At 68.2% G+C, this 22616-nt stretch carries 19 protein-coding genes; 12 read left to right on the top strand and 7 right to left on the bottom strand.

Translation table 11 applies throughout. From position 1 onward, the window contains the following. Positions 1 to 68: 68 nt before the first annotated feature. The 3 genes from ACGTN6_RS10605 to ACGTN6_RS10595 are packed head-to-tail and all read left to right on the top strand — an operon-like array spanning position 69 to position 3768. Positions 69 to 539, top strand: coding sequence for a (2Fe-2S)-binding protein (locus ACGTN6_RS10605; protein ID WP_394591476.1), 471 nt, complete (start codon positions 69 to 71; stop codon positions 537 to 539). Further along, positions 539 to 2794, top strand: a complete 2256-nt coding sequence (locus tag ACGTN6_RS10600) for a xanthine dehydrogenase family protein molybdopterin-binding subunit (protein ID WP_394591475.1) — start codon at positions 539 to 541, stop codon at positions 2792 to 2794. Before ACGTN6_RS10605 ends, ACGTN6_RS10600 begins: the two co-directional genes overlap by 1 nt. Positions 2795 to 2796: 2 nt before the next feature. Next, on the top strand, positions 2797 to 3768 hold the full coding sequence (locus tag ACGTN6_RS10595; RefSeq protein ID WP_394591474.1) for an XdhC family protein: 972 nt from the start codon (positions 2797 to 2799) through the stop codon (positions 3766 to 3768). Between the two features lie 75 nt (positions 3769 to 3843). Here the strand turns inward: ACGTN6_RS10595 and ACGTN6_RS10590 are convergent, their stop codons facing one another. The 3 genes from ACGTN6_RS10590 to ACGTN6_RS10580 all read right to left on the bottom strand — a co-directional run bounded on the left by ACGTN6_RS10590 (position 3844) and on the right by ACGTN6_RS10580 (position 6247). Further along, the gene (locus tag ACGTN6_RS10590) at positions 3844 to 4125 is read right to left on the bottom strand and encodes a hypothetical protein (protein ID WP_394591473.1); all 282 of its coding nucleotides are present in this window, start codon (positions 4123 to 4125) and stop codon (positions 3844 to 3846) included. A gap of 214 nt (positions 4126 to 4339) precedes the next feature. Beyond that, positions 4340 to 5224: a class I SAM-dependent methyltransferase gene (locus ACGTN6_RS10585; RefSeq protein WP_394591472.1), complete on the bottom strand. Its 885-nt coding sequence runs from the start codon at positions 5222 to 5224 to the stop codon at positions 4340 to 4342. A gap of 150 nt (positions 5225 to 5374) precedes the next feature. Continuing rightward, a complete protein-coding gene (locus ACGTN6_RS10580; RefSeq protein WP_394591470.1) occupies positions 5375 to 6247 on the bottom strand; it encodes an AraC family transcriptional regulator in 873 nt (290 codons plus the stop codon). A gap of 224 nt (positions 6248 to 6471) precedes the next feature. On the opposite strand from ACGTN6_RS10580, the gene ACGTN6_RS10575 reads away from it, so the two are divergent. Further along, a complete protein-coding gene (locus tag ACGTN6_RS10575) occupies positions 6472 to 7014 on the top strand; it encodes a DinB family protein (RefSeq protein ID WP_394591469.1) in 543 nt (180 codons plus the stop codon). A 31-nt stretch (positions 7015 to 7045) separates the two neighbouring features. Here ACGTN6_RS10575 and ACGTN6_RS10570 read toward each other — a convergent pair whose 3' ends face one another. Together ACGTN6_RS10570 and ACGTN6_RS10565 are read right to left on the bottom strand one after the other, a co-directional pair. Beyond that, positions 7046 to 7777 (bottom strand): lipoate--protein ligase family protein, encoded by a 732-nt coding sequence (locus tag ACGTN6_RS10570; RefSeq protein ID WP_394591468.1) that lies wholly within the window; start codon positions 7775 to 7777, stop codon positions 7046 to 7048. A gap of 117 nt (positions 7778 to 7894) precedes the next feature. Then, positions 7895 to 8794, bottom strand: a complete 900-nt coding sequence (locus tag ACGTN6_RS10565) for a substrate-binding domain-containing protein (RefSeq protein ID WP_394591467.1) — start codon at positions 8792 to 8794, stop codon at positions 7895 to 7897. A gap of 109 nt (positions 8795 to 8903) precedes the next feature. Here ACGTN6_RS10565 and ACGTN6_RS10560 point away from each other — a divergent pair, with 109 nt between their 5' ends. The 3 genes from ACGTN6_RS10560 to ACGTN6_RS10550 are packed head-to-tail and all read left to right on the top strand — an operon-like array spanning position 8904 to position 11225. Next, positions 8904 to 9608 carry an ABC transporter permease gene (locus ACGTN6_RS10560; protein ID WP_394591465.1) on the top strand — a complete coding sequence of 235 codons (705 nt, stop codon included), beginning with the start codon at positions 8904 to 8906 and terminating at the stop codon, positions 9606 to 9608. Beyond that, positions 9605 to 10333 (top strand): ATP-binding cassette domain-containing protein, encoded by a 729-nt coding sequence (locus ACGTN6_RS10555; protein WP_394591464.1) that lies wholly within the window; start codon positions 9605 to 9607, stop codon positions 10331 to 10333. The genes ACGTN6_RS10560 and ACGTN6_RS10555 overlap by 4 nt, the downstream gene beginning before the upstream one ends. Positions 10334 to 10370: 37 nt before the next feature. Beyond that, positions 10371 to 11225 carry an ABC transporter substrate-binding protein gene (locus ACGTN6_RS10550; RefSeq protein ID WP_394591463.1) on the top strand — a complete coding sequence of 285 codons (855 nt, stop codon included), beginning with the start codon at positions 10371 to 10373 and terminating at the stop codon, positions 11223 to 11225. 61 nt (positions 11226 to 11286) lie between these two features. Here the strand turns inward: ACGTN6_RS10550 and ACGTN6_RS10545 are convergent, their stop codons facing one another. Further along, the gene (locus ACGTN6_RS10545) at positions 11287 to 12063 is read right to left on the bottom strand and encodes an SDR family NAD(P)-dependent oxidoreductase (RefSeq protein WP_394591462.1); all 777 of its coding nucleotides are present in this window, start codon (positions 12061 to 12063) and stop codon (positions 11287 to 11289) included. Positions 12064 to 12186: 123 nt separating this feature from the next. Then, on the bottom strand, positions 12187 to 13983 hold the full coding sequence (locus tag ACGTN6_RS10540) for an NAD(P)/FAD-dependent oxidoreductase (protein WP_394591461.1): 1797 nt from the start codon (positions 13981 to 13983) through the stop codon (positions 12187 to 12189). 353 nt (positions 13984 to 14336) lie between these two features. On the opposite strand from ACGTN6_RS10540, the gene ACGTN6_RS10535 reads away from it, so the two are divergent. The 5 genes from ACGTN6_RS10535 (at position 14337) to ACGTN6_RS10515 (ending at position 22490) form a co-directional block, all read left to right on the top strand. Then, positions 14337 to 16310 carry a sigma-54-dependent Fis family transcriptional regulator gene (locus ACGTN6_RS10535; RefSeq protein ID WP_394591460.1) on the top strand — a complete coding sequence of 658 codons (1974 nt, stop codon included), beginning with the start codon at positions 14337 to 14339 and terminating at the stop codon, positions 16308 to 16310. Between the two features lie 245 nt (positions 16311 to 16555). Continuing rightward, a complete protein-coding gene (locus tag ACGTN6_RS10530; protein WP_394591459.1) occupies positions 16556 to 17725 on the top strand; it encodes an isovaleryl-CoA dehydrogenase in 1170 nt (389 codons plus the stop codon). Between the two features lie 105 nt (positions 17726 to 17830). After that, on the top strand, positions 17831 to 19438 hold the full coding sequence (locus tag ACGTN6_RS10525) for a carboxyl transferase domain-containing protein (protein ID WP_394591458.1): 1608 nt from the start codon (positions 17831 to 17833) through the stop codon (positions 19436 to 19438). Between the two features lie 149 nt (positions 19439 to 19587). Further along, entirely contained in the window at positions 19588 to 20418 is an 831-nt protein-coding gene (locus ACGTN6_RS10520; protein WP_394591457.1) for an enoyl-CoA hydratase-related protein, read from the top strand. Next, complete coding sequence (locus tag ACGTN6_RS10515) at positions 20415 to 22490, top strand: acetyl/propionyl/methylcrotonyl-CoA carboxylase subunit alpha (RefSeq protein WP_394591456.1); 2076 nt, start codon at positions 20415 to 20417, stop codon at positions 22488 to 22490. The genes ACGTN6_RS10520 and ACGTN6_RS10515 overlap by 4 nt, the downstream gene beginning before the upstream one ends. The last annotated feature ends 126 nt before the right edge of the window (positions 22491 to 22616 follow it).

The raw sequence follows: 22616 nt of genomic DNA, 5'->3' as shown, positions 1-22616 counted from the left end.
CAAACCGCTGGCCGAGGTGGCGGCTACACTGCCCCGAGTGAGCGCCCAACAACACAAGGAGAACGACCGTGACGACCCTGACCATCAATGGGCAGACCCACGAGGTCGACGCCCCGAACGACATGCCCTTGCTGTGGGCCATCCGCGACCTCGTCGGCTTCACCGGCACCAAGTACGGCTGCGGCCGCGGGCTGTGCGGCGCCTGTACCGTGCACCTGGACGGCCAGGCCACCCGCAGCTGCATCACCCCGCTCTCCGCCGTGGGTGATCGTGAGATCACCACCATCGAGGCGATCGCCGACGACCCGACCGGGGCCAGCGTGCAGCAGGCCTGGCGCGAGCTCGACGTGGTCCAGTGCGGCTACTGCCAGTCCGGCCAGATCATGTCGGCCACCGCGCTGCTACAGGGCAACCCGGCGCCGGACGACAGCGCCATCGACGGCGCCATGAGCGGCAACATCTGTCGCTGCGCCACCTATGTACGGATACGCGCCGCCATCCATCAGGCGGCGGCATCGCTCGGCCAGGAGGTGTCCTGATGCATGTCTTGAAGCAGCAAGCACAGTCCCGGGCCGCGGCCGCGCTGTCCACGGTCAACGTCAGCCGCCGCGGTTTCATGAAGGGCTCCGCCGGGCTCGCCCTGGGGCTCTACATGGCGCCCCTGCTGGGCAGCAAAGGCAGCGCCCGGGCGGCCGGCGACAACGGCGAGTTCGCCCCCAACGCCTTCGTGCGCGTCACGCCGGAGGGCGAGGTGGTGGTGATCGCCAAGCACATCGAGATGGGCCAGGGCACCTACACCGGCCTGGCGACCCTGGTCGCCGAGGAGCTGGACGCCGACTGGCAGAGGGTCCGCGTCGAGGGTGCCCCGGCCGACACCCAACGCTACCAGAACCTGATGTTCGGCATTCAAGGCACCGGCGGCAGCACCTCGATCGCCAACTCCTTCGAACAGATGCGCAAGGCCGGCGCCACGGCGCGCGCCATGCTGGTGGCGGCCGCCGCCGAGCGGCTCGACGTCCCCGCGAACAGCCTGAGCGTCAGCCAGAGCAAGGTCGTTCACGAAGGCTCGGGCCGCGAGCTCGGCTTCGGCGAGCTGGCCGAGGCCGCCGCCGACCTCCCGGTACCCGACGAGGTCACGCTGAAATCCCCCGAGCAGTTCACGCTGATCGGCAAGCAGCGCCTAATGCGCCAGGACAGCCCGGCCAAGACCGACGGCAGTGCGCGATTCACCCAGGACGTCCAGCTCGATGGCATGCTGATCGCCGTGCCGGCGCATCCGCCGCGCTTCGGCAGCCGACTGGCCAGCGTCGACGACGCCGAGGCGCTCAAGGTGCCTGGCGTGGTCGCCAGCGTACGCTTCCCTTCGCCGACCCGCGGCGGTGACCTGGTCGCCGTGCTGGCGAGCAACACCTGGGCCGCCATCCAGGGACGCGACGCCCTGACGCTGGAGTGGGACGACAGCGACGCCTTCACCATGGGCAGCGAGGCCCTCGAGGCAGATTACCGCGAGCGAGCCGGCAAGCCCGGCGAGACGGTCACCGATCGCGGCGACGCCGCCTCGGCGCTGGAGGCCGCGGACCAGGTGATCGAGGCCGACTATGTGGTGCCCTACCTGGCCCATGCGGCCATGGAGCCGCTCAACTGCGTGGTGGAACTCGGCGACGATCGCTGCGCCATCCACAACGGCGAGCAGTGGCAGACCATGGACCAGCAGCAGGTGGCGCAGCTGCTCGGCCTGTCGCCTGAAAAGGTCATCATTCACCAGCTCTATGCCGGCGGCAGCTTCGGCAGGCGCGCCAACCCGATCAGCGACTACGTGCTGGAAGCCGTGGCGATCGCCAAGGCCGCCCGCGACCAGGGCAACGACGCGCCGGTCAAGATGGTCTGGACCCGCGAGGACGACACCCGCGGCGGCCACTATCGTCCGTTCAACTATCATCGTGCCCGCCTGGCCCTGGACGCCGACGGCAACCTGACCGCCTGGCACCAGCGCCTGGTCGGCCAGTCGATCATGACCGGCACGCCGATGGAATCGATGATGGTCAAGGACGGCATCGACCCCACCTCCGTGGAAGGGGCCGCCGATCTGGCCTACGCCGTGCCGGCGCTCAACGTCGAGCTGCATACGCCGAAGGACATCGGCGTGCCGGTGCAGTGGTGGCGCTCCGTGGGCCACACCCACACCGCCTTCTCCACCGAGAGCCTGATCGACGAGGCCGCCGTGGCGGCGGGCCAGGATCCCTACCAGTATCGCCGCGAGCGGCTCGGCGAAAACCCGCGCTGGCGCGGCGTGCTCGATCTCGCGGCCGAGAAGGCCGGCTGGTCGACGCCGCTCGAGGCAGGCGCCGACGGCGTGAAACGCGGCCGCGGCATCGCCGTCCACGAGTCGTTCAGCAGCTACGTCGCCCAGGTCGCCGAGGTCTCGGTGGACGGTGACGGCAAGCTCAAGGTCGACCGGGTAGTGTGCGCCGTGGACTGCGGAGTGGCCGTCAATCCGGACATGATCCGCGCCCAGATGGAAGGCGGCATCGGCTTCGCCCTGGCGGCGGCGCTGCACAGCGAGCTGACCCTCGAGGACGGTCAGGTGAAGCAGTCCAACTTCCATGATTTCCAGGTGCTGCGGCTCAACGAGATGCCCGAGATCGAGGTGCACATCGTGCCATCGGCCGAGGCGCCGACCGGGGTCGGCGAGCCCGGCGTGCCGCCGCTCGCCCCGGCGGTCACCAACGCCATCCACGCCGCCACCGGCCAGCGCCTTCGCCGGTTGCCGATCGGCAATCAGCTCAAGGCCTGATCGTGCGAGCGCTGGACAAGGAAGTGGTCGAGGCCGCGCGGCGCTGGCACGCCGCCGGTCACGACCTGTGGTGGTGCACGGTGCTGTCGACCTTCGGCTCGGCGCCGCGCGAACCCGGCGCCCTGCTGGTCGCCCGGGCCGACGGCCGCCACGTCGGATCGCTGTCCGGCGGCTGCGTGGAGGAAGATTTCCTGGCACGGCTCCAGGCAGGGGACTTCCGAGCCCCCGCCCAGGTCGTCAGCTACGGCGACGGTGACGATGCGCTGGGCGGCAGCCGGGTGCGCCTGCCCTGCGACGGGCGTCTCGAGGTGCTGGTCGAGCGCTGGCCGGTCACGGCGCGCGATGCAAGAGTCGCCGACGAGCTCGATGCCTACGCCGAGGCTCTGCAAGGCGGCCAGTTGATGGAGCGACGACTCCATCTCGACGACGGTCGCAGCCGCTGGGCGCTCGCCGAGGGCATGGGCCCGGGCGTCGAACGCGGCGAGGCGTCGGTCCGTATTCGCATCGGTCCCGCCGCGCGGCTACTGGTCGCCGGCATCTCGCCGGTCAGCCAGTACTGCGTGCAGTTCGCTCAGGCGCTGGGCTTCGAGGTGGTGGTGTGCGATCCACGCCCCGAGGCCTGGGAGGACTTCGAGGCCGGCGACGCCGACTGCCGGCGCGAACTGCCGAGCGAGTTCCTGCGCCGCGAGGGCGCTCATCGCATGACGGCGGTGGTGGCGTTGACCCACGATCCGCGCCTGGACGATCTGACCATGCTCGAGGCCGTACGCGGCGACGCCTTCTACATCGGCGTCATGGGCTCCCGGCGCACCTCCGAGAAGCGCGCCGAACGCCTGCGTCGCAGCGGCGGCATCGACGAGGCGGCGCTCGCGCGCATCCGCATGCCGATCGGCCTGGACCTGGGCAGCAAGACGCCGGCGGAGATCGCCCTGGCGACGGTGGGCGATGTGGTCAGGGTCATGCGCGGGCGCTGAGGCCAGCGTCTTTCCCTCCCACACGACGATGCCCCGCCGAAGCGGGGCATCGTCGTATCGCTGAAAGGGCCTTGCTCAGGTAGTGGCTTCCTTGGCCGGTGCCAGACTGTCGTCGGAGGCCGTGAAGCGAGTCTCGGTGCTATGGTTCAGCAGGGCGGCGCGGGCCTGCTGCATGGCGGCACTGCCGCCCTGGATCTGGTTGGCTTCAACGGCATGTGCCGCGCTCGGGGCCTGCTGGCTCAGGGTGGACAGCGACTCCTGATGCAGTTGCAGGGCACGCTCGGCGGCGTTGTCGGCCTGGGCGGCCAGCGGCAGTGCGGCAATGAGCAGGGCGGAGAGAGTCAGCTTGGTTTTCATGGTCAGCCTCCTTGTGGCGTCGTGTGCGGGGTGTCAAACTGCTTCGCGTTTTATTTGTTAGCAGTTTAACTTTCTGCCAATGCGAACAAAAGAGACTGTTTTCGGATAATAAATTCGATTTTATAGAAAAAAATTCACCAGACACCGCCCCTGTCACCCGTTATTCCACGGGTCGTCCCCACCACAGGGGACGACCCGCGTCATGCCGGCCGTTTCATTCCCGGGGCTGATCGGGCTTGCGGGCGACGACGGTCCAGGAACTCGAGCCCATGACGATCTTGCCGCCCTGCTCGAAGGGCGCCAGGGCGCGGCGCAGAGCCGCTTCGATCTCGGGACGCTGGCGCTCGGCCTCTTCGCCAGCCTCGCGGAACACCTCCCCTGCCGGCCCCAGGGCGAGCTGGAAGCGCATGGCGTTCTCGACCGAGTCGCCCACCTCCACCGGGCCGTCGTTGCGATCGAAGCCAATATCCACGAAGCCGGCGCTTTCCAGCTGCTGTCGCACCACCTCGGGATTGGCCATCGAAAAGGGACCGGGGCCGCAGGTCCGGGCCTCCTCCCCGGGGGGCGGCAGGAAGTCGAGCACCACCTGCTTGGGCAGCCCCAGCCATGGGTTGTGCTCGATGTCGCGCCAGACGATGAACATCAGCTCACCTCCTGGCTTCAGGGCCTTGAAGATGTTGCGCATGGCGGGCACCGGATGCTCGAAGAACATCATGCCGAAACGCGAGAAGCACAGGTCGAAGTCCGCCGCGAAGGAATAACGTTCCACGTCGGCGGCCTCGAAGCGCACGTTGGTGACACCAGCGTTCTCGGCGCGGCGCCGAGCGTCCTCCAGGAAGGCCTCGACGCAGTCGATGCCCAGCACCTGGCCCTCGGGACCGGTCATCCTGGCGAGTTGGATGGCGGTGTCGCCCCAGCCACAGCCCACGTCGAGGATGCGCGAGCCCGGCGCCACCTCGAGATCCTCGAGGGGCACGCGACTGTGGAAGCTCAGGCCATTCATCAGAATGTCCTGAAAGCGATTGAACTTGTCGGCCAGGGTGTCGTTCCAGAACTCGACGTACTCGCTGGCCGGCTGGGATGCGGAAGGAATGCTCATGGCGGCCTCCCCTGGCGTGCCGGAAGGCACGGCCGGAGAATGAAAACCGCGTGTCGGCAGGTGCCCCCCGCACCTGTCGGCATCGCGGGGCGTGTCTCTTAGTTCTAGCAGGCCCACGGCGTGCCATGGGCCCAATCACCGTCCGAGCGGCTATACCAGCGGCAGGCAGACGTCCGTTACCAGTTCGTGCTCCGGCGTCTCCGGCATCAGGTTGCGGTAATGGAAGAACAGAGGGAAGTCACGCAGCTCCTCGCCGCTGTTCGGCAGCCACTCCCGATAGAGGTAGTAGGCGGCCTCGTCGAGGCGATCATGGGAGCCACGATGCCGCACCACGGCGCAGCGTCCCCCCGGTATCCACTTGTTGACGACGCCATGCTCGTTGGCCGGCACCGGGGCCGTCACCGAGCCGCACAGATCGAAGCGGAACCGCTCCGCCGGCGTGGTCGCCGGGTCGTCGTAGGCGATGCCGAGCGTCTCAGCGGTCGCCACCGGCGAGAGGCCCGTGGCCTTGCGCCATTCGATGAAGGTCTGGGCCGTGGCATTGATCAGCGCCGGGTCTCCATGGTGTTCGAGCACCGCTACCCGGGTATCCGGAAAATCGATGAGTGTGACGTCCATGTGGTGTCTCCTTTCTGGTCTGGGTAATTGGCAGGTCTGGGTCCAGGGCCGCCAATCGGCGCCCCGGCGGAATCGGGAGGGGGTCTGGCCGAACGCCTTCTTGAAGGCACGGGAAAACGACTCGGGGTTCTCGAAACCGGCCTCCAGCGCGATGTCCAGGATCGACGTCTCGGCCTCGAAGGCCAGTCGATAGGACGCCCGACGCAGCCGCCTCAGCTGGATGTAGCGGGCCACACCGATCCCCGCGTACTGCGAGAACTGGCGATGGAAGTGGTACTTCGAGAAGTTCGCCACCCGGCTCAGGCGCTCCACCGTCAGGGGTTCGCCCAGATGCTCGTCGATATGGGCGAACACCCTGTCGAAGCGCGCCGCATAGGCCGCGATCCTGATGTCCCTGTCCTTCATGGCATTCCCCTGCCCCCGATTCGCGGCCACTATAGCCCCGGGGGCGTCCGGCGATCCTGACCGATCTTGCTGAATGCCCCGCCGCGGTGATGCACCATGCCCAACGCCTCGGCTCTGCTTTCCTGACACCGCCAACGCACGGCCGCGCGCGACGGCCGGTGGCTGATACATTGGAGCTATCTTGAGTACCTGGTTGCCCCCCTCACCGATGGAGAGCAGGCCCCATGACCCTCAAGCGCCATCTTGAACTGCTGGCTTCCTACAACCAGTGGATGAACGTCAAGGTATTCGATGCCGCAAGCCGTCTTTCTCCAGAGGAACTCGCCCGGGACCGAGGCGCCTTCTTCGACTCGATCCTCGGCACCCTCAACCACATCGTGGTCGCCGACACCATCTGGCTCCAGCGCTTCGCGACTCACCCGGCCTGCGTCGACACGCTCCGCGAGATAGCGACGCTCACGACACCGACGCGCCTGGATGAAGTGATCTTCCGCGACTTTCAGGATCTCTACGGCCATCGCATATGGCTGGATGAGCGCATCATCCACTGGATCGACGGCCTTGAGGAGAGTGACCTCGACCGGGTGCTGGATTACCACAACGTCAAGGGCGTGGCGGCCAGCCGGCGCTTTTCCAGCCTGCTCTTGCACTTCTTCAACCACCAGACCCATCATCGCGGCCAGGTGACCACCCTGCTGTCGCAGGCCGGTGAGGACGTCGGCACCACCGACCTGCTGGCGCTGATTCCGGAGGCCCCGGCGAGCTGAACCGGCCAGCCTGATCGCAGCCGCCATGGCGTCAGGCCATGGACGGGTCCTCGCTGCGCACCAGCCGCGCCAGCAGGTCGGGGATCGCGGCCTCGAGGCCCTGGTCGGGCAGGACCTGGCGCAGGGCGACATGGCTGTCGCCGCTGAAGCGTTGCGGATCGTCGACGGCGGCCTGGAAGGCATTGACTACCTCGACCAGCGCCTCGGGCGTGCTGCCCACCTGCATAGCGCCGTGGACCAGCAGCGCCATGGCACCGCTGCCGCGCACCCGACGCCAGCGCTGGGCGGTGCCGACCAGCTTGCGCCCACCGATGCGCACGTTGAAGCGACCATCGCAGTAGGCGCCGGGCACCGCGCCGAGATCGGCGTTGGCTACGCCCAGCCAGCTGAGCCAGTCGCACCAGGGGTCGCCCAGGCGACGATAGCCCCACTCCAGATGCGCGGCGGAGCTGCCCACCTCGCAGCGTAACGCCAGGGCCACGTTGACCACCGCCTCGCTCTGCGGCACCGGGGTGCCACCGGTGGAACGGAACAGCAGCGGCCAGCCTTTCTCGGCCAGCTGCTCCCGCGCCTCGTCGAAGCCGTCCAGGCGCTGGTGGCGGCGGGGCATCACCAAGGCGCGATCCTGGGGCGACCAGGCCAGCCAGCCGAGCGTCATCTCGCCACGGCACACTCGCTCGAGCAGCGCTTCTTCGGCAGCGAGCCCCTCTTCCACCGAGGGGCGTTGCAGGGCCATGCTGGCGAAGTCGAGCGAATCGGTCATATGGGCTCCTGGATCGGTACGGCAGGCAGGGTTATCTGCTCGGGTTCGGAGTGTTATCAGCTCATAGAAGGGCCGCCTGCGGGCTCGCCCAGTCTAACCGAGAATGTCGACGCCCGATCAGGCGTTGTACACCACCTCCCCCAGCTCACTCACGTCATAGCCCCCCATGGCCTCGGCCTGTGCCCGAAAGCGCGGCGTGCGCGCGAAGGCCAGTAACCGCTGCAACGGCGGCTCAAAGTAGCTGCGCCGGCGCAGGGCCAGGTCGAAGGCCTCATCGTGCAGCGCCACGAAGGCGAGACCCTGGCGTCGTGCGGCGGCCTCCACGCCGAGCCCGGCATCGGCCTCGCCCTGGCGGATGGCCAGCGCCAGGTCGTCCTCGGAGCGCGAGGGATGAGCGGTCAAGGCAAGCGCCTCGGCCGACACGCCCGCCCGCGCCAGCAGCCAGGCCAGCAGCCGCTGGGCGCCGGCACCCGCCTGGCGATGGGCCAGGCGCACCCCGGGCCGGGCCAGATCCTTGATACTCCCCAGGCCCAGCGGGTTGCCCGGCTTCAGCAGCAGCCCCTGGCGCCGCCGTGCCCAGCGCACCATCACCAGGTCACGCATGCCGGCAAGCCCCAGCGCCTCGGGGCGGTTGTAGCGCCCGCTGGACGGATCGACCAGGTGCAGCCCGGCCACCATGGCCTCGCCGGCCAGCAACCGGCGCACCCCATCGCCGCTGCCGTGGCACAGGGTCGCCAGGTCGGCGCCGCTCTCGCGCAGCGCCCACTCCAGCAGCGGATCGTGGCTGCCGGCAAGCACCGCCGGCACCACACGCGCCCCGGGCATGTCACCCTCCAGGTGGCTCATCAACCACAGGTCGAGGCTCTGGCGGGGAAACAGCAGCTTGCCGGTGGCTCGGGTACAGGGAATCTGCCCCTGACGCACCAGGTCATAGACCTTGCGCGGCTTGAGGCGCAGGTAGTCGGCCGCCTCGGCGGTGGTCAGGTAGTCATGGTCCGCGCTCGTCTGGTGGGACATCGGCGCTTCCTCAGCGTCGTTCTGCTGTTCCTGGCTGCATATTTTTCAGTACTCCCTGCAGTCAGCGTAGCCAAGACACATGCTGCGGGTATCGACACGGGAATGCGCCATGCCTCAGCACGACTCTGCGCTTGCTACCGCGCTGGCCTTGATTCTCGAGCGGGACCCGACCCTGCTCGGCATCGTCGGGCTGTCGCTGCAGGTGTCACTCAGCGCGGTGATGATCGCCGCGCTGTTCGCCCTGCCGCTTGGCGCGGCCCTGGCGCTATGGCGCTTCCCGGGGCGCGGCGTGCTGGTCGTCGCCCTCAACGCGCTGATGGGCCTGCCGCCGGTGGTCGCGGGGCTGGCGGTCTACCTGCTGCTGTCGCGGGCCGGGCCGCTGGGCGAGCTCGGCCTGCTGTTCACTCCCGGCGCCATGGTGGTGGCCCAGGTGATGCTGGTGGTGCCGATCATCGCCGCGCTGACGCGTCAGCAGGTCGAGGAGCTGCATCACGAGTACCATGAGCAGCTGCGCTCGCTGGGGCTGTCCCGGGCACGGATGATCCCCACCCTGCTGTGGGACGCCCGGGTCGGCCTGCTCACCGTGGTGCTGGCCGGGTTCGGCCGCGCCAGCGCCGAGGTCGGCGCGGTGATGATCGTCGGCGGCAACATCGATGGCGTCACCCGGGTGATGACCACCGCCATCGTGCTCGAGACCAGCAAGGGCAACCTGCCCCTGGCGCTGGGGCTCGGCATCGTGCTGCTGGGGCTGGTGGCGCTGGTCAACGCGGCGGCCCACCTGCTCGGCGAGACGGCCAGGAGGCGACTCGGATGAACACCATGCTCCAGGCCGCCACCCGCGCCGAGATCGCCACGCTCTCATTCGAGGCCGTGAGTTTCGAGCACCGCGGCCAGCCGCTGCTCGCCGAGGTCTCGCTGCGCCTCGAGGGCTGCCGGCGAACCCTGGTACTCGGCCCCAACGGCGCCGGCAAGAGCCTGTTGATGCGCCTGGCCCACGGCCTGCTGACGCCGAGCCGCGGCCAGGTGCGCTGGGAAGGACCGCCGCCCCGTCAGGCGATGGTCTTCCAGCGCCCGGTGCTGCTCAAACGCTCGGCCCGGGACAACCTGCTCCATGCGCTGGCCGTCAAGGGCACGCCCTGGCGGCTGAGGCGTCTCCTGGCCGATGGCGCCCTGGCGCACTTCGGCCTCGCCGACCTTGCCCGGCGCCCCGCGCGGGTGCTGTCCGGCGGCGAGCAGCAGCGCCTGGCCCTGGCCCGGGCCTGGCTGCTGGCACCGGACATGCTGTTCCTCGACGAGCCGACCGCGGCACTGGACCCGGCCGCCATCCGCGCCGTCGAGGCGGCGGTGAACGACTTTCATCGCACCGGCACGCGCATCCTGATGAGCACCCACGATCTCCACCAGGCGCACCGCCTGGCCGATGAGGTGATCTTCCTGTGCGGCGGTCGCCTGCTCGAAAAGACTCCCGCCGAGCGATTCTTCTCGGCCCCCGCCACGCCCGAGGCGGCGGCCTTTCTGCGCGGGGAGCTGATCGGCTAGCCAATCCCGCAGACACCATCACGGAAGGAGCCTCACCATGCGCATCGCAGCCACTATCGCGTCCTTCACCACCGCCGCCGCCATCGGCCTGGTGAGCATCACGACATCCGCCTACGCCCAGGACGACACGCCCTATATCACCCTGGCCTCGACCACCTCCACCCAGAACTCCGGGCTCTTCGACGCCATCATCCCCCTATTCACCGCGGCCAGCGGCATCGAGGTACGTGTGGTCGCCGCGGGCACCGGTCAGGCCTTCGAGATCGCCCGGCGCGGCGACGCCGACAGCCTGCTGGTCCACGACACCGAGGGCGAGGAGCAATTCGTCGCCAACGGCTATGCCAGCGAGCGCGCCGATGTGATGGTCAACGACTTCGTGCTGATCGGCCCCGCCGACGATCCAGCTGACATCCGCCACGCCGAGAGCGTCACCCAGGCGTTGACGCGCATACACGATGCCGGGGCGCCCTTCGCCTCCCGAGGCGACGACAGCGGCACGAACCGTGCCGAGCTACGCCTGTGGGATGCCGCCGGCATCACCCCCGAGGGCGAGTGGTATCGCGAGCTCGGCAGCGGCATGGGAGCGACGCTGAACACCGCCGCCGGCATGGATGCCTACGTGATGTCCGACCGCGCCACCTGGGTCGCCTTCGACAACCGCCAGCACCTCGATCTGCTGTTCGAGGGCGATCCGGCGCTGTTCAACCAGTACGGCAGCCTGGTGCTATCGGCATCCAAGTCCCCCCACCTCAAGCACGAGCTGGCCCGGCAATGGCATGACTGGCTGCTCTCCGACGACGGCCAGCAGGCCATCGCCGACTTCCGGGTGAAGGGGCAGCAGCTGTTCTTTCCCAATGCCAAGCCTGATGCCCGAGCCAGCACCGCCGAATGACACGACGCCGGCCCGCCCCGTGGCGAAACGGAGCGGGCCGGCGCGTCGTCATCCCTTTTTTCTAGAGCGAGAAGCCACCGTCCACGGCGATGGCCTGCCCGGTCACGTGATCGGCACAGGACAGATAGACCGCCAGTTGCCCCATATCCTCGGGGGTCTGGGCCACGCCCTGGGGCAGCAGGGTCTTCTGATGACGCTCCCAGGACGCCTGTTCGCTCTCGCCTTCCTGGCGCCAGCGCCCGGAGAGTCCTTCCTCGCCACGCCACATGCCAGTGCCGACGATGCCCGGGCACAGGGCGTTGACCGTCACGCCCTCGGCCGCGACTTCCTTGGCCACGGCGTTGGTGAAGCCGATGACCGCGAACTTAGAGGCCGAGTAGTGCGACAGGTCGGGAAACCCCACCTTGCCGGCGATGGAGGCCACGTTGATGATGCGCCCGAATCGACGCGGCCGCATGACCGCGATCTCGGCTTGGGTGCACAAGAACACCCCCTTGGCATTGACGGCCATGACGCGATCCCACTCAGCCGCCGTCAGCTCGGCGATCGAATGGATACCGATGATGCCGGCGTTGTTGACGGCGATGTCGAGCGGACCAAGACGGTCCTCGGCCTCCTCGATCAGCCGTTGCACCGATGCCGGGTCCGAGACATCGACTCGCAGGGCGATGCTGCGCCGCCCCAGCGCCTCCACCCGGGCGGCCGTGTCACGAGCGATGTCGCCTTCCAGATCGGCGACGGCCACGTTCGCGCCGGCCTTGGCCAGCGCCGTGGCGATCCCCTGGCCGATACCGCGACCGCCGCCGGTCACCAGTGCTGTCTTGCCTGTCAGTTGCATGAGCGTTGCTCCTCTTCATCCATCACGGTGTCGTCGATGACGGTTTCCTAGACGACAGAGCGTGGAAACATGACGTCGATGGGCAAGCGAAGCCGGCGCGCGGCGGCCGGCTTCGCGATGCATTCAACTCAGGTGATTGACCTCCTGCAGGCCGTAGACGGGGGTGGGAATGCCTTCCAGGCGCGCCTTGAGCTGCAGCGCCAGGTAGTGGGAGTAGTGGCGAGACTGGTGCAGGTTGCCGCCGTGGAACCATAGCGCCTGCTGCTGGGTGGGCTTCCACATGTTGCGCAGCTCGCCCTCCCAGGGTCCCGGATCCTTGGGCGTGTCGGAGCCGAGCCCCCAGCACTTGCCGACCCGGTCGGCGACTTCCTGGGAAATGATGCGGGCCGCCCAGCCGTTCATCGAGCCGTAGCCGGTGGCGTAGACGATCAGGTCCGCGGGCAGCTCCGAGCCGTCGGTCAGCGTCACCGAGCGCGGATTGATGCATTCGATGCCGACGCCGCTGCGCAGCTTGATGTCGCCGTTGGCGACCAGGTCGCAGGCCCCGACGTCGATGTAGTAACCGGAACCGCGCCGCAGGTACTTGAGGAACAGCCCGGAGTCGTCCGCACCGAAGTCGAGCAGGAAGCCCGCCGCCTCGAGTTTGCGGTAGAAGTCGGCATCACGCTCGCGAATCGCGTCGAAGGCCGGCCGCTGGAAGTCCGGCAGCACCTTGTAGGGAATCGAAGCGAAGATCAGGTCGGCCTTGTCGTGATCGATGCCGTTCTGCAGCGCCTGTTCGGAATACAGCGGGCCAAGCGCTTCTTCCATCAGCGAGTCGGACTTCACGACATGGGTGGAGGAGCGCTGCAGCATGGTCACGTCGGCGTCGTGCTCCCAGAGCGCCGCGCAGATATCGTGAGCGGAGTTGTTCGAACCCACCACGACGACCTTCTTGCCGCGATAGGCGTCCGGCCCGGGATGCTGGCTGGAGTGCTGCTGCTCGCCCTCGAAGGTCTCGGCACCGGGGAACTGGGGCACGTTGGGCATGCCGGACATGCCGGTTGCCAAGACCAGCTGCTTCGGCCGCAGGGTGATCCGCTCGCCGTCGCGGTTGACCTCGACCACCCACTCGCCGCTGGCCTCGTCATAGCGGGCGCCTTCGCACTCGGTGGAGCTCCAGTAGTTGAGCTCCATCACCTTGGTGTACATCTCCAGCCAGTCGCCGATCTTGTCCTTCGGCGCGAACACCGGCCAGTTCTCGGGGAAGGGAATGTACGGCAGGTGGTCGTACCAGACGGGATCGTGCAGACACAGCGACTTGTAGCGATTGCGCCAGGAATCGCCGGCCCGCGGATTCTTCTCGATCACGATGGTCGGCACGTTCAGCTGCTTCAGCCGTGCGGCCAGCCCGATGCCGCCCTGCCCGCCACCGATGATCACGCAGTAAGGCTGGCGCTCGTAGCCCAGCTCGGCCTCCTCGCGCTGGCGCGCCTCGAGCCAGGTCTCGCGCTGCTTGTTGGCACCGTGCTCGGCGCCCTTGGGCCGGTTCTCACCGCGGGGCTCGGGGAAGTCCTTGAGCTCGCGCATGGCGGTCAGCAGCGTCCAGCACTTGCCGTCCTTCAGGCGCACCAGCCCCTTGCCCCTCGCCTCGGCGGTCTCGAAGGCCAGCCAGGCCTCGATGACGCCATCGGCCTCGGTGGCCTCGCCCTCCAGGTGCCAGCGGCCGGGCCGGACGGTATCCAGGGTGGCCTCGAGCATGGCCCGGATCTCGTCCTGGCCCTCCAGCGTCTTGAGGTTCCAGGTGAAAGCGACCAGGTCCCGCCAGTAGCATTCCTCGCCGAACAGCGTCAGGGCGCCCGCGAGATGGCGATGCTCGAGGGCGGCGGCGAAATCGTCCAGCCACTGCTGGGCCAGTTGAGTTGGCGTGGGTGTCGTCATGACGGTGATCCTCTTGTTGTTTTGTTGCTATCGGCTCTGGCAACGAGCCATCGGGATGACACGCCAAGGCCCAGCAGGAACCGTGCCAGCCCGGGAAGGTCACGAACCTGGCCACGCAACTATCTGAAAAACAATGAAGACCTCACCATCCAGTAGCGTGGCAAGAGCATCTCTGCATCCCCCCAACGTGACAGCTGTCACCCGTACGCCCCTCCGGGCCGCGTTACACCTGTAACGCCCCGACCAAGGGCGAAGCCGACATCGATTGACTCCCGTCCGTGGCGGCATAGGCTGACAAGAGCACGCCCGATCATCACAAGAGCCGCCGGCCAGGCGGCCCAACGGAGGCAGACGTGGCTCTGCACGCCGAGCAACGCCAGCACATCGAGACCCTGATCCGACTCGGCGAAGGCCGCGACGCCGAACCGTTCGGCTATCGGGACGTGATTCAGCGCTCGTGGCAACGCTGCCTGGGCGAATACCGACTGGACCCCGGCCGGCCGCGCCCGGTGCGCGTCCTGACCCAACAGGCGCTGCGCGACCATCAGGAACCGGTGGACGAACTGCTGCACGTGGCCAGGGCCGGCGTCGACCGCCTCTTCGGCCAGGTCGCCCAGCTCGGCTATGTGCTGCTGCTCACCGATCGTCGCGGCATCACCGTGGCCTTTCGCGGCCACGGCGAACAGGACCGCGCCCTGCGCCGAGCCGGCCTCTACCTGGGCGCCGACTGGGACGAACGCTACGCCGGCACCTGCGCCGTGGGCACCTGCCTCCACGACGGACAGGCCATCACCTGCCACCAGAGCGAACACTTCGACGCGACTCACATCGCCCTGACCTGCACGGCGGCGCCGATCACCGATCCCCAGGGACGGGTGATGGCGGTGCTGGACATCTCCGCCTTGCAGTCGCCGCGCTCCCAGGAGAGCCAGACCTTCGCCCTGGCGCTGGTCAACCTCTACGCGCGGATGATCGAGGACGCCTACTTCCTGCATCGCTACCGGGACTGCCTGATCCTGCGCTACGACACCGCTCGGGAGTTCGTGCACCTCAACGGCCGCGGACTGATCGCCATCGAGGAGGACGGCAGCGTGATCGCCGCCAACCACGGAGGGCGCGCCCTGATCGACGAGCACCTGCGCCGCTGGCCGCCCTGGTCCGCGGACTGGCGTCCCGGAGCGACCCAGCTGTTCGACGCCGAGCTCGGCGACCTGCTGGGCATCCCCGGCTCGGGCGAGGACCAGATCCGTGCGTTTCGAGCGCGGGCCAACGACACCACCTGCTTCGTTACCTTGCTCGAGCCGCGGGGTCGCCCGCCGGCCGACCGAGCCGCGCGTGAGGAAGCCCCCACGCCGGTGCCGGCCCTGGACCGGCTCGCCGCCGACGACCCGGCGATGCACCGCGTGCTCAAGCTGGCCCGCCGCCTGCGCCATGAGGACGTCAGCGTGCTGATCAGCGGCGAGACCGGCACCGGCAAGGAAGTACTGGCCCGCGCCCTCCACGACAGCGGCAAGCGCGCCGACAAGCCCTTCGTGGCGGTGAACTGCGCCGCCATTCCCGAATCGCTGATCGAGAGCGAGCTGTTCGGCTACCTGCCCGGCGCCTTCACCGGCGGGCGCGCCAAGGGCATGCGCGGGCTCATCCAGCAGGCCGACGGCGGCACCCTGTTCCTCGACGAGATCGGCGACATGCCGCTACCGCTGCAGACCCGCCTGCTGCGGGTGCTGGCCGAGCGTGAGGTGATGCCGCTCGGCGCCGAGACGCCGGTGAAGGTCGATATCCGGGTCGTTACCGCCACCCACCGCGACATGGCCGAACTGATCGCCGCCGGCCGCTTCCGCGAAGACCTCTACTACCGACTCAACGGCGCCCAGCTGCGGCTACCCGCCCTGCGCGAGCGCGCCGACCGTCACCACGTGATTCGCTGCGTGCACGCCGCCTTGCAGGAGGAACGCGGCCAGGTCTGGCACCTGCGGGCCGACGCCGTGAGTGCCCTGCTGGCCTACTCCTGGCCCGGCAACGTCCGTCAGCTCAAGAACGCCATCGCCTTCGCCATGGCCACCGCCGAGCGCGACGAGATCACCCTGCACGATCTCCCGGAGGAGTGTCAGGCCGGCGCCGCGCCGTCCCTGCTGGTCACGACTCACACCTCGCCCGCCCTCGAGCCCGCAGCGTCGGAGGATGGCCAGGCACTGCTCGAGCTGCTGCAACGCTCGGCCTGGAACGTCAGCCGGGTAGCACGGGAATTGGGCGTCTCGCGGCCCACCGTCTATCGCCGCATGCGCCGACACGGCCTGGTGGCGCCCAATCATCAACCCGCCTCGTAAAGAGTGCAGGTCGAAGAGTGACGATATAGTGGCGGCCCGCAGGCACCGCCCTGCCCCCACCACGGCGTACTGATGTCTTTTCGCCCTCTTGCTGCTCCCATCTTGCTTCTATGCTCAAGGCATACGGCTCCGTGGCTGCGACCTTGGTCTAGCCATTCAAAAGCTGCACTTTACGTCAACGTAAACCTATCCTAGGCTAGCCACATCGCCTCAACGGCCAACCTGACACACTACGGGAGATCGCCATGCACGCCCCCTACGCGCCCCTCGACTTCGGCCTGGCCGACGAACTCAACATGCTGCGCGATCACGTCAACGCCTTCGCCCGCGACGAGATCGCCCAGCGCGCCGCCGAGATCGACGAGCAGAACGCCTTCCCCAACGATCTGTGGCAGAAGTTCGGCGACATGGGCCTGCTCGGCATCACCGTGCCCGAGGAAGACGGCGGCAGCGGCATGGGCTATCTGGCCCACTGCATCGCCATGGAGGAAATTTCCCGGGCCAGCGCTTCGGTGGGGCTCTCCTACGGCGCCCACTCCAACCTGTGCGTGAACCAGCTCAAGCTCAACGGTAATGCCGAGCAGAAGGCCAAGTACCTGCCCAAACTGATCAGCGGCGAGCACGTCGGCGCACTGGCCATGTCCGAGCCCGGCGCCGGCTCCGACGTGGTGTCCATGAAGCTGCGCGCCCGGCAGGACGGCGACCGCTTCATCCTCAACGGCAACAAGATGTGGATCACCAACGGCCCAGACGCCGACGTGCTGGTGGTCTATGCCAAGACCGACCCGGACGCCGGCTCCAAGGGCATTACCGCCTTCATCATCGAGAAGGGCATGCCCGGGTTCTCCACCGCCCAGAAGCTCGACAAGCTGGGTATGCGCGGCTCCAACACCTGCGAGCTGGTGTTCGAGGACTGCGAGGTGCCGGCGGAGAACGTGCTCGGCGAGCTCAACAAGGGCGCACGGGTGCTGATGAGCGGGCTCGACTTCGAGCGTACCGTTCTGGCCGCCGGCCCCATCGGCATCATGCAGGCCGCCATGGACGTGGTGGTACCCTACATCCACGAGCGCAAGCAGTTCGACCAGGCGATCGGCGAGTTCCAGCTGGTGCAGGGCAAGATCGCCGACATGTACACCACCCTGAACGCCTGCCGCGCCTACCTCTACGCCGTGGCCGGCGCCTGCGACCGCGGCCAGACGTCCCGCAAGGACGCCGCCGGGGTGATCCTCTACTGCGCCGAGAAGGCCACCCAGGTGGCGCTGGACGCCATCCAGCTGCTCGGCGGCAACGGCTACATCAACGAGTACCCCACCGGGCGACTGCTGCGCGACGCCAAGCTCTACGAGATCGGCGCCGGCACCAGCGAGATCCGGCGCATGCTGATCGGCCGCGAACTGTTTAACGAATCAAAATAAGCTGGAAGCTGAAAGCGTGAAGCTGGAAGAGTTTAAGCCCCTGATTGAGTGGTTTTTCTTCAAGCTTCCGACTTCAAGCTTCAAGCTTTTATCCCGGAGGGATAAATGAGCGTTCTGACGTCCCAGATCAATCCCCGCAGCGAGGGCTTCCAGGCCAACGATGCGGCGATGCGCGCCGAGGTCGGCAAGCTGCGCGAGCTGACCGCCGCCATCGCCCAGGGCGGCGGCGACAAGGCCCGCATCCGCCACGAGTCCCGCGGCAAGCTGTTCGTGCGCGACCGCATCGATCACCTGCTCGACGAGGGCTCGCCGTTCCTCGAGTTCTCGGCGCTGGCCGCCCATGAGGTCTACGACAGCTCGGTGCCCGCCGCCGGCGTGGTCACCGGCATCGGCCGAGTGTCCGGCGTGGAGTGCGTGATCGTCGCCAACGACGCCACGGTCAAGGGCGGCACCTACTTCCCGCTGAGCGTGAAGAAACACCTGCGCGCCCAGGAGATCGCCCGCAAGCATCGCCTGCCCTGCCTCTACCTGGTGGACTCCGGTGGCGCCTTCCTGCCCCGCCAGGATGAGGTATTTCCGGACCGCGACCACTTCGGGCGCATCTTCTACAACCAGGCCAACCTCTCCGCCGAGGGCATCCCGCAGATCGCCGTGGTGATGGGCTCCTGCACCGCCGGCGGCGCCTACGTGCCGGCCATGGCCGACGAGTCGATCATCGTCAAGGAACAGGGCACCATCTTCCTCGGCGGTCCGCCGCTGGTGAAGGCCGCCACCGGCGAGTCGATCAGCGCCGAGGACCTGGGCGGCGCCGACGTCCACGCCAAGAAGAGCGGCGTGGCCGACCACTACGCCGAGAACGACGCCCACGCCCTGCAGCTCGCCCGCCGCTGCGTGGCGCGGCTCAACTGGCAGAAGCGTGGCCAGTTGGCCATGGCCGAGCCCAAGCCGCCGCGCCTCGATCCCGAGGAGCTCTACGGCATCGTCGGCACCGACCTCAAGAAGCCCTTCGAGGTACGCGAGGTGATCGCCCGCATCGTCGACGACTCGGCCTTCGACGAGTTCAAGCGCTACTACGGCGACACCCTGGTCACCGGCTTCGCGCATATCCACGGCCATCCGGTGGGCATCGTCGCCAACAACGGCGTGCTGTTCTCGGAGAGCGCGGTCAAGGGCGCGCACTTCATCGAGCTGTGTGCCCAGCGCAAGATCCCGCTGGTGTTCCTGCAGAACATCACCGGTTTCATGGTTGGCTCGAAGTACGAGCATGAAGGCATCGCCAAGCACGGTGCCAAGCTGGTGACCGCCGTGGCCTGCGCCAAAGTGCCCAAGTTTACCGTGCTGATCGGCGGCAGCTTCGGCGCCGGCAACTACGGCATGTGCGGCCGCGCCTATGACCCCAACCTGCTGTTCATGTGGCCCAACGCGCGCATTTCGGTGATGGGCGGCGAACAGGCCGCCGGGGTGCTGGCCCAGGTCAAGCGCGAGCAGATCGAACGCGAGGGCAACGACTGGAGCGCCGAGGACGAGGCCACCTTCAAGCGCCCGATCCGCGACCAGTACGAGCACCAGGGCCACCCTTACTATGCCAGCGCCAGGCTGTGGGACGACGGCGTCATCGACCCGGCCCAGACCCGCGATGTGCTGGGGCTGTCGCTGGCCGCCGCCATGAACGCCGAGGTCGAGGAAACCCGCTTCGGCGTGTTCAGGATGTAGTCCCCTTGCTGCGCAAGGGAGCCGGAAGCTCGAAGCTCTAAGCTGGAAGTCACCACCGCACACCCCGGAAGCAAGTTAGTGGCGCTTCTTCCAGCTGCCAGGCGCGAAGCGCCGCTCTTCCAGCTTTCAGCTAACGAAAGAGGTCTGCCATGTCACAGACAAGCTTCTCAAGACTCGATATCGACGACCGCGGGGTCGCCTGGCTGACGCTGGAGCGCCCGGAGGTCCACAACGCCTTCGACGACCACCTGATCGCCGAGCTCAACGATCACCTGCGCCGTGTCGGTGAGCTCGCCCATCGCGGCGAGGTGCGGGTGCTGGTGCTGGGCTCGGAGGGCAAGAGTTTCTCGGCCGGCGCCGACCTGAACTGGATGAAGCGCATGGTCGACTACGACTTCGAGGACAACCTCGCGGACTCCCGCGAGCTCTCGGCGCTGATGCACGGCCTGGACACCCTGCCCTGCCCCACCGTGTGCCGCGTGCAGGGTGCCACCTTCGGCGGGGCCGTGGGCCTGGCCGCCTGCTGCGACCTGGTCGTCGCCTCCGAGAAGGCCAGGTTCTGCCTCTCCGAGGTGCGGATCGGCCTGTCGCCGGCGGTGATCAGCCCCTACGTGCAGCGCGCACTCGGCAGCCGCCAGATGCGCCGCTACGCCCTGACCGCCGAGATCATGGACGCCGCCACCGCCGAGCGCCTGGGCCTGGTCCATCGCCTGGTGGCACCGGACGAGCTGGACGCCGCCGTCGACGCCATGGTCGACACCCTGCTCGCCACCTCACCTCAGGCCAGCCGCGCCACCAAGGCGCTGCTCGCCGAGGTGGCCCGCGACCCCGACAGCAACGCCACCCGCGACCACACCTGCCGCATCATCAGCGAGCTGCGGGTGAGCCACGAGGGCCAGGAGGGCCTGGCCAGTTTCTTCGAGAAACGCCGCCCCGCCTGGGCCCCCGACGACCCATCGAACACGGAGCGCCAGAAATGACCCGGACGACCTCCCCCGACGCCCAGCGCTTCGACACCCTGCTGGTCGCCAACCGCGGCGAGATCGCCTGCCGCGTGATGCGCACCGCCCGCCGCATGGGCCTGCGCACCGTGGCGGTCTACTCCGACGCCGACGCCAACGCCCGCCACGTGCGCGAGGCCGACGAGGCCGTGCGCCTGGGCCCGGCCGCCGCCCGCGAGAGCTACCTGAACCTGGAAGCCGTGGTCGAGGCCGCGCGGCGCACCGGCGCCGGCGCCATACACCCCGGCTACGGCTTCCTCTCCGAGAACGGTGCCTTCGTCGAAGCCCTGGACGCCGCCGGTATCACCTTCGTCGGCCCGCCCGCCTCGGCCATCGCCGCCATGGGCGACAAGTCCGCCGCCAAGGCTCGCATGCATGACGCCGGCGTGCCCCTGGTGCCCGGCTACCACGGCGAAGGCCAGGACGACGCCCTGCTGCGCAACGAGGCCGATCGCATCGGCTATCCGGTGCTGCTCAAGGCCAGCGCTGGCGGCGGCGGCAAGGGCATGCGCGTGGTCGAGTCCTCAGACGGCTTCCAGGCCGCCCTGGACGGCTGCCGCCGCGAGTCGCGGTCCGCCTTCGGCGACGACCGCATGCTGATCGAGAAGTACCTGGTGCAGCCGCGCCACGTCGAGGTCCAGGTGTTTTGCGACGCCCACGGCAACGGCGTCTACCTGTTCGAGCGCGACTGCAGCGTGCAGCGCCGCCACCAGAAGGTGCTCGAGGAGGCCCCTGCCCCGGGCATGACCGAAGAACTGCGCCGCGAGATGGGCGAGGCCGCCGTGCGCGCCGCTCGGGAGATCGGCTACGTGGGCGCCGGGACGGTGGAATTTCTCCTGGACGTGGATGGCTCTTTCTACTTCATGGAGATGAACACCCGCCTGCAGGTGGAGCACCCGGTCACCGAGATGATCACCGGCCAGGACCTGGTGGAGTGGCAGCTACGCGTGGCCATGGGCGAGCGACTGCCTCTCGCTCAGGATGAACTGACGATCACCGGCCACAGCTTCGAGGCGCGTCTCTATGCCGAGGACCCGGAGCAGGACTTCCTGCCCGCCACCGGCACCCTGAACTGCTTCGGCATGGACCTCGACGGCGCCGGCCTCGAAGCGAAGCGTGTAAGGTTGGACAGCGGCGTGGAGACCGGCGATGTCGTCTCCATGCACTACGACCCCATGCTCGCCAAGCTGATCGTGCATGGCGACGACCGCGCCCAGGCGCTGGCCACCCTCAACCGTGCGCTGGCCGCCCTGGACGTGCGCGGCGTGGTCACCAACCGCGGCTTCCTGCAGCGCCTGGCCACCCATCCGGACTTCCGCGACGCCAAGCTGGATACCCGCTTCATCGAGCGCCACGAGGACACGCTGTTCGCCGAACGCCGGGTGGCCCCGGAGGAGTACGCCGCCGCGGCGCTGATCGGCCTGCACCAGCTGGCCCGGGAGTGCGAGAGCGACTCGCCCTGGGACCGCCACGACGGCTTCCGCCTGAACGCCCCTCACACCATCCGCATCGCCCTGTGCGCGCCCGAACTTTCTCAAGGGCCAGCACAAGACACCGACGATGCCGAGAGCGTGACGGTGGTCGAAGGCAAGCGCGAGGGCCAAGGCTCGCCCTGGCAGCTGACACTGAACGGCCAGGACCTGTCCGCCACCTATGCCGCCACCCTGGAGCCGCTGGAAGGCGACGCCGTGGGGGTGACCCTCGACGGCCATCGCCGCCGGATCCAGACACGTCGCGACGACAATGTGGTGGTGATGGTCGACCCGCAGCGCGAGACCCGGCTGTTCTGGCGGCGCATCGATGCCATCGACCACGGCCACCACGAGGCCGAATCCACCCTCACCGCACCCATGCACGGCACCGTGGTGGCACTGCTGGTGGAAGCCGGCGCCCGGGTGGAGAAAGGCATGCCGCTGATGGTCATGGAAGCCATGAAGATGGAGCACACCATGACCGCCCCCGCCGACGGCCACGTGGAAAGCTTCCACTTCGCCGCCGGCGACACGGTCGGCCAGGGCGACGTACTGCTGGCGTTTGCCGCGGACGAATAGAGGTTCGAGGTTCGAGGTTCGAGGTTCGAGGTTCGAGGTTCGAGGTTCGAGGTTCGAGGTTCGAGGTTCGAGGTTCGAGGTTCGAGGTTCGAGGTTCGAGGTTCGAGGTTCGAGGTTCGAGGTTCG

This window comes from Halomonas sp. B23F22_20 (genome assembly GCF_043496985.1).
In the GTDB taxonomy this organism is placed as follows: Bacteria; Pseudomonadota; Gammaproteobacteria; order Pseudomonadales; family Halomonadaceae; genus Halomonas.
The sequence above is the reverse complement of the archived record's forward strand: the minus strand, read 5'-3'. Positions and strand labels throughout refer to the sequence as shown.

Excerpts from the sequence above, each read along its gene's own strand:
- ACGTN6_RS10600 (WP_394591475.1), top strand. The coding sequence starts at position 539 with ATGCATGTCTTGAAGCAGCAAGCACAGTCCCGGGCCGCGGCCGCGCTG.
- ACGTN6_RS10590 (WP_394591473.1), bottom strand. The coding sequence starts at position 4,125 with ATGAAAACCAAGCTGACTCTCTCCGCCCTGCTCATTGCCGCACTGCCG.
- ACGTN6_RS10585 (WP_394591472.1), bottom strand. The coding sequence starts at position 5,224 with ATGAGCATTCCTTCCGCATCCCAGCCGGCCAGCGAGTACGTCGAGTTC.
- ACGTN6_RS10580 (WP_394591470.1), bottom strand. The coding sequence starts at position 6,247 with ATGAAGGACAGGGACATCAGGATCGCGGCCTATGCGGCGCGCTTCGAC.
- ACGTN6_RS10575 (WP_394591469.1), top strand. The coding sequence starts at position 6,472 with ATGACCCTCAAGCGCCATCTTGAACTGCTGGCTTCCTACAACCAGTGG.
- ACGTN6_RS10570 (WP_394591468.1), bottom strand. The coding sequence starts at position 7,777 with ATGACCGATTCGCTCGACTTCGCCAGCATGGCCCTGCAACGCCCCTCG.
- ACGTN6_RS10565 (WP_394591467.1), bottom strand. The coding sequence starts at position 8,794 with ATGTCCCACCAGACGAGCGCGGACCATGACTACCTGACCACCGCCGAG.
- ACGTN6_RS10560 (WP_394591465.1), top strand. The coding sequence starts at position 8,904 with ATGCCTCAGCACGACTCTGCGCTTGCTACCGCGCTGGCCTTGATTCTC.
- ACGTN6_RS10555 (WP_394591464.1), top strand. The coding sequence starts at position 9,605 with ATGAACACCATGCTCCAGGCCGCCACCCGCGCCGAGATCGCCACGCTC.
- ACGTN6_RS10550 (WP_394591463.1), top strand. The coding sequence starts at position 10,371 with ATGCGCATCGCAGCCACTATCGCGTCCTTCACCACCGCCGCCGCCATC.
- ACGTN6_RS10545 (WP_394591462.1), bottom strand. The coding sequence starts at position 12,063 with ATGCAACTGACAGGCAAGACAGCACTGGTGACCGGCGGCGGTCGCGGT.
- ACGTN6_RS10540 (WP_394591461.1), bottom strand. The coding sequence starts at position 13,983 with ATGACGACACCCACGCCAACTCAACTGGCCCAGCAGTGGCTGGACGAT.
- ACGTN6_RS10530 (WP_394591459.1), top strand. The coding sequence starts at position 16,556 with ATGCACGCCCCCTACGCGCCCCTCGACTTCGGCCTGGCCGACGAACTC.
- ACGTN6_RS10525 (WP_394591458.1), top strand. The coding sequence starts at position 17,831 with ATGAGCGTTCTGACGTCCCAGATCAATCCCCGCAGCGAGGGCTTCCAG.
- ACGTN6_RS10520 (WP_394591457.1), top strand. The coding sequence starts at position 19,588 with ATGTCACAGACAAGCTTCTCAAGACTCGATATCGACGACCGCGGGGTC.
- ACGTN6_RS10515 (WP_394591456.1), top strand. The coding sequence starts at position 20,415 with ATGACCCGGACGACCTCCCCCGACGCCCAGCGCTTCGACACCCTGCTG.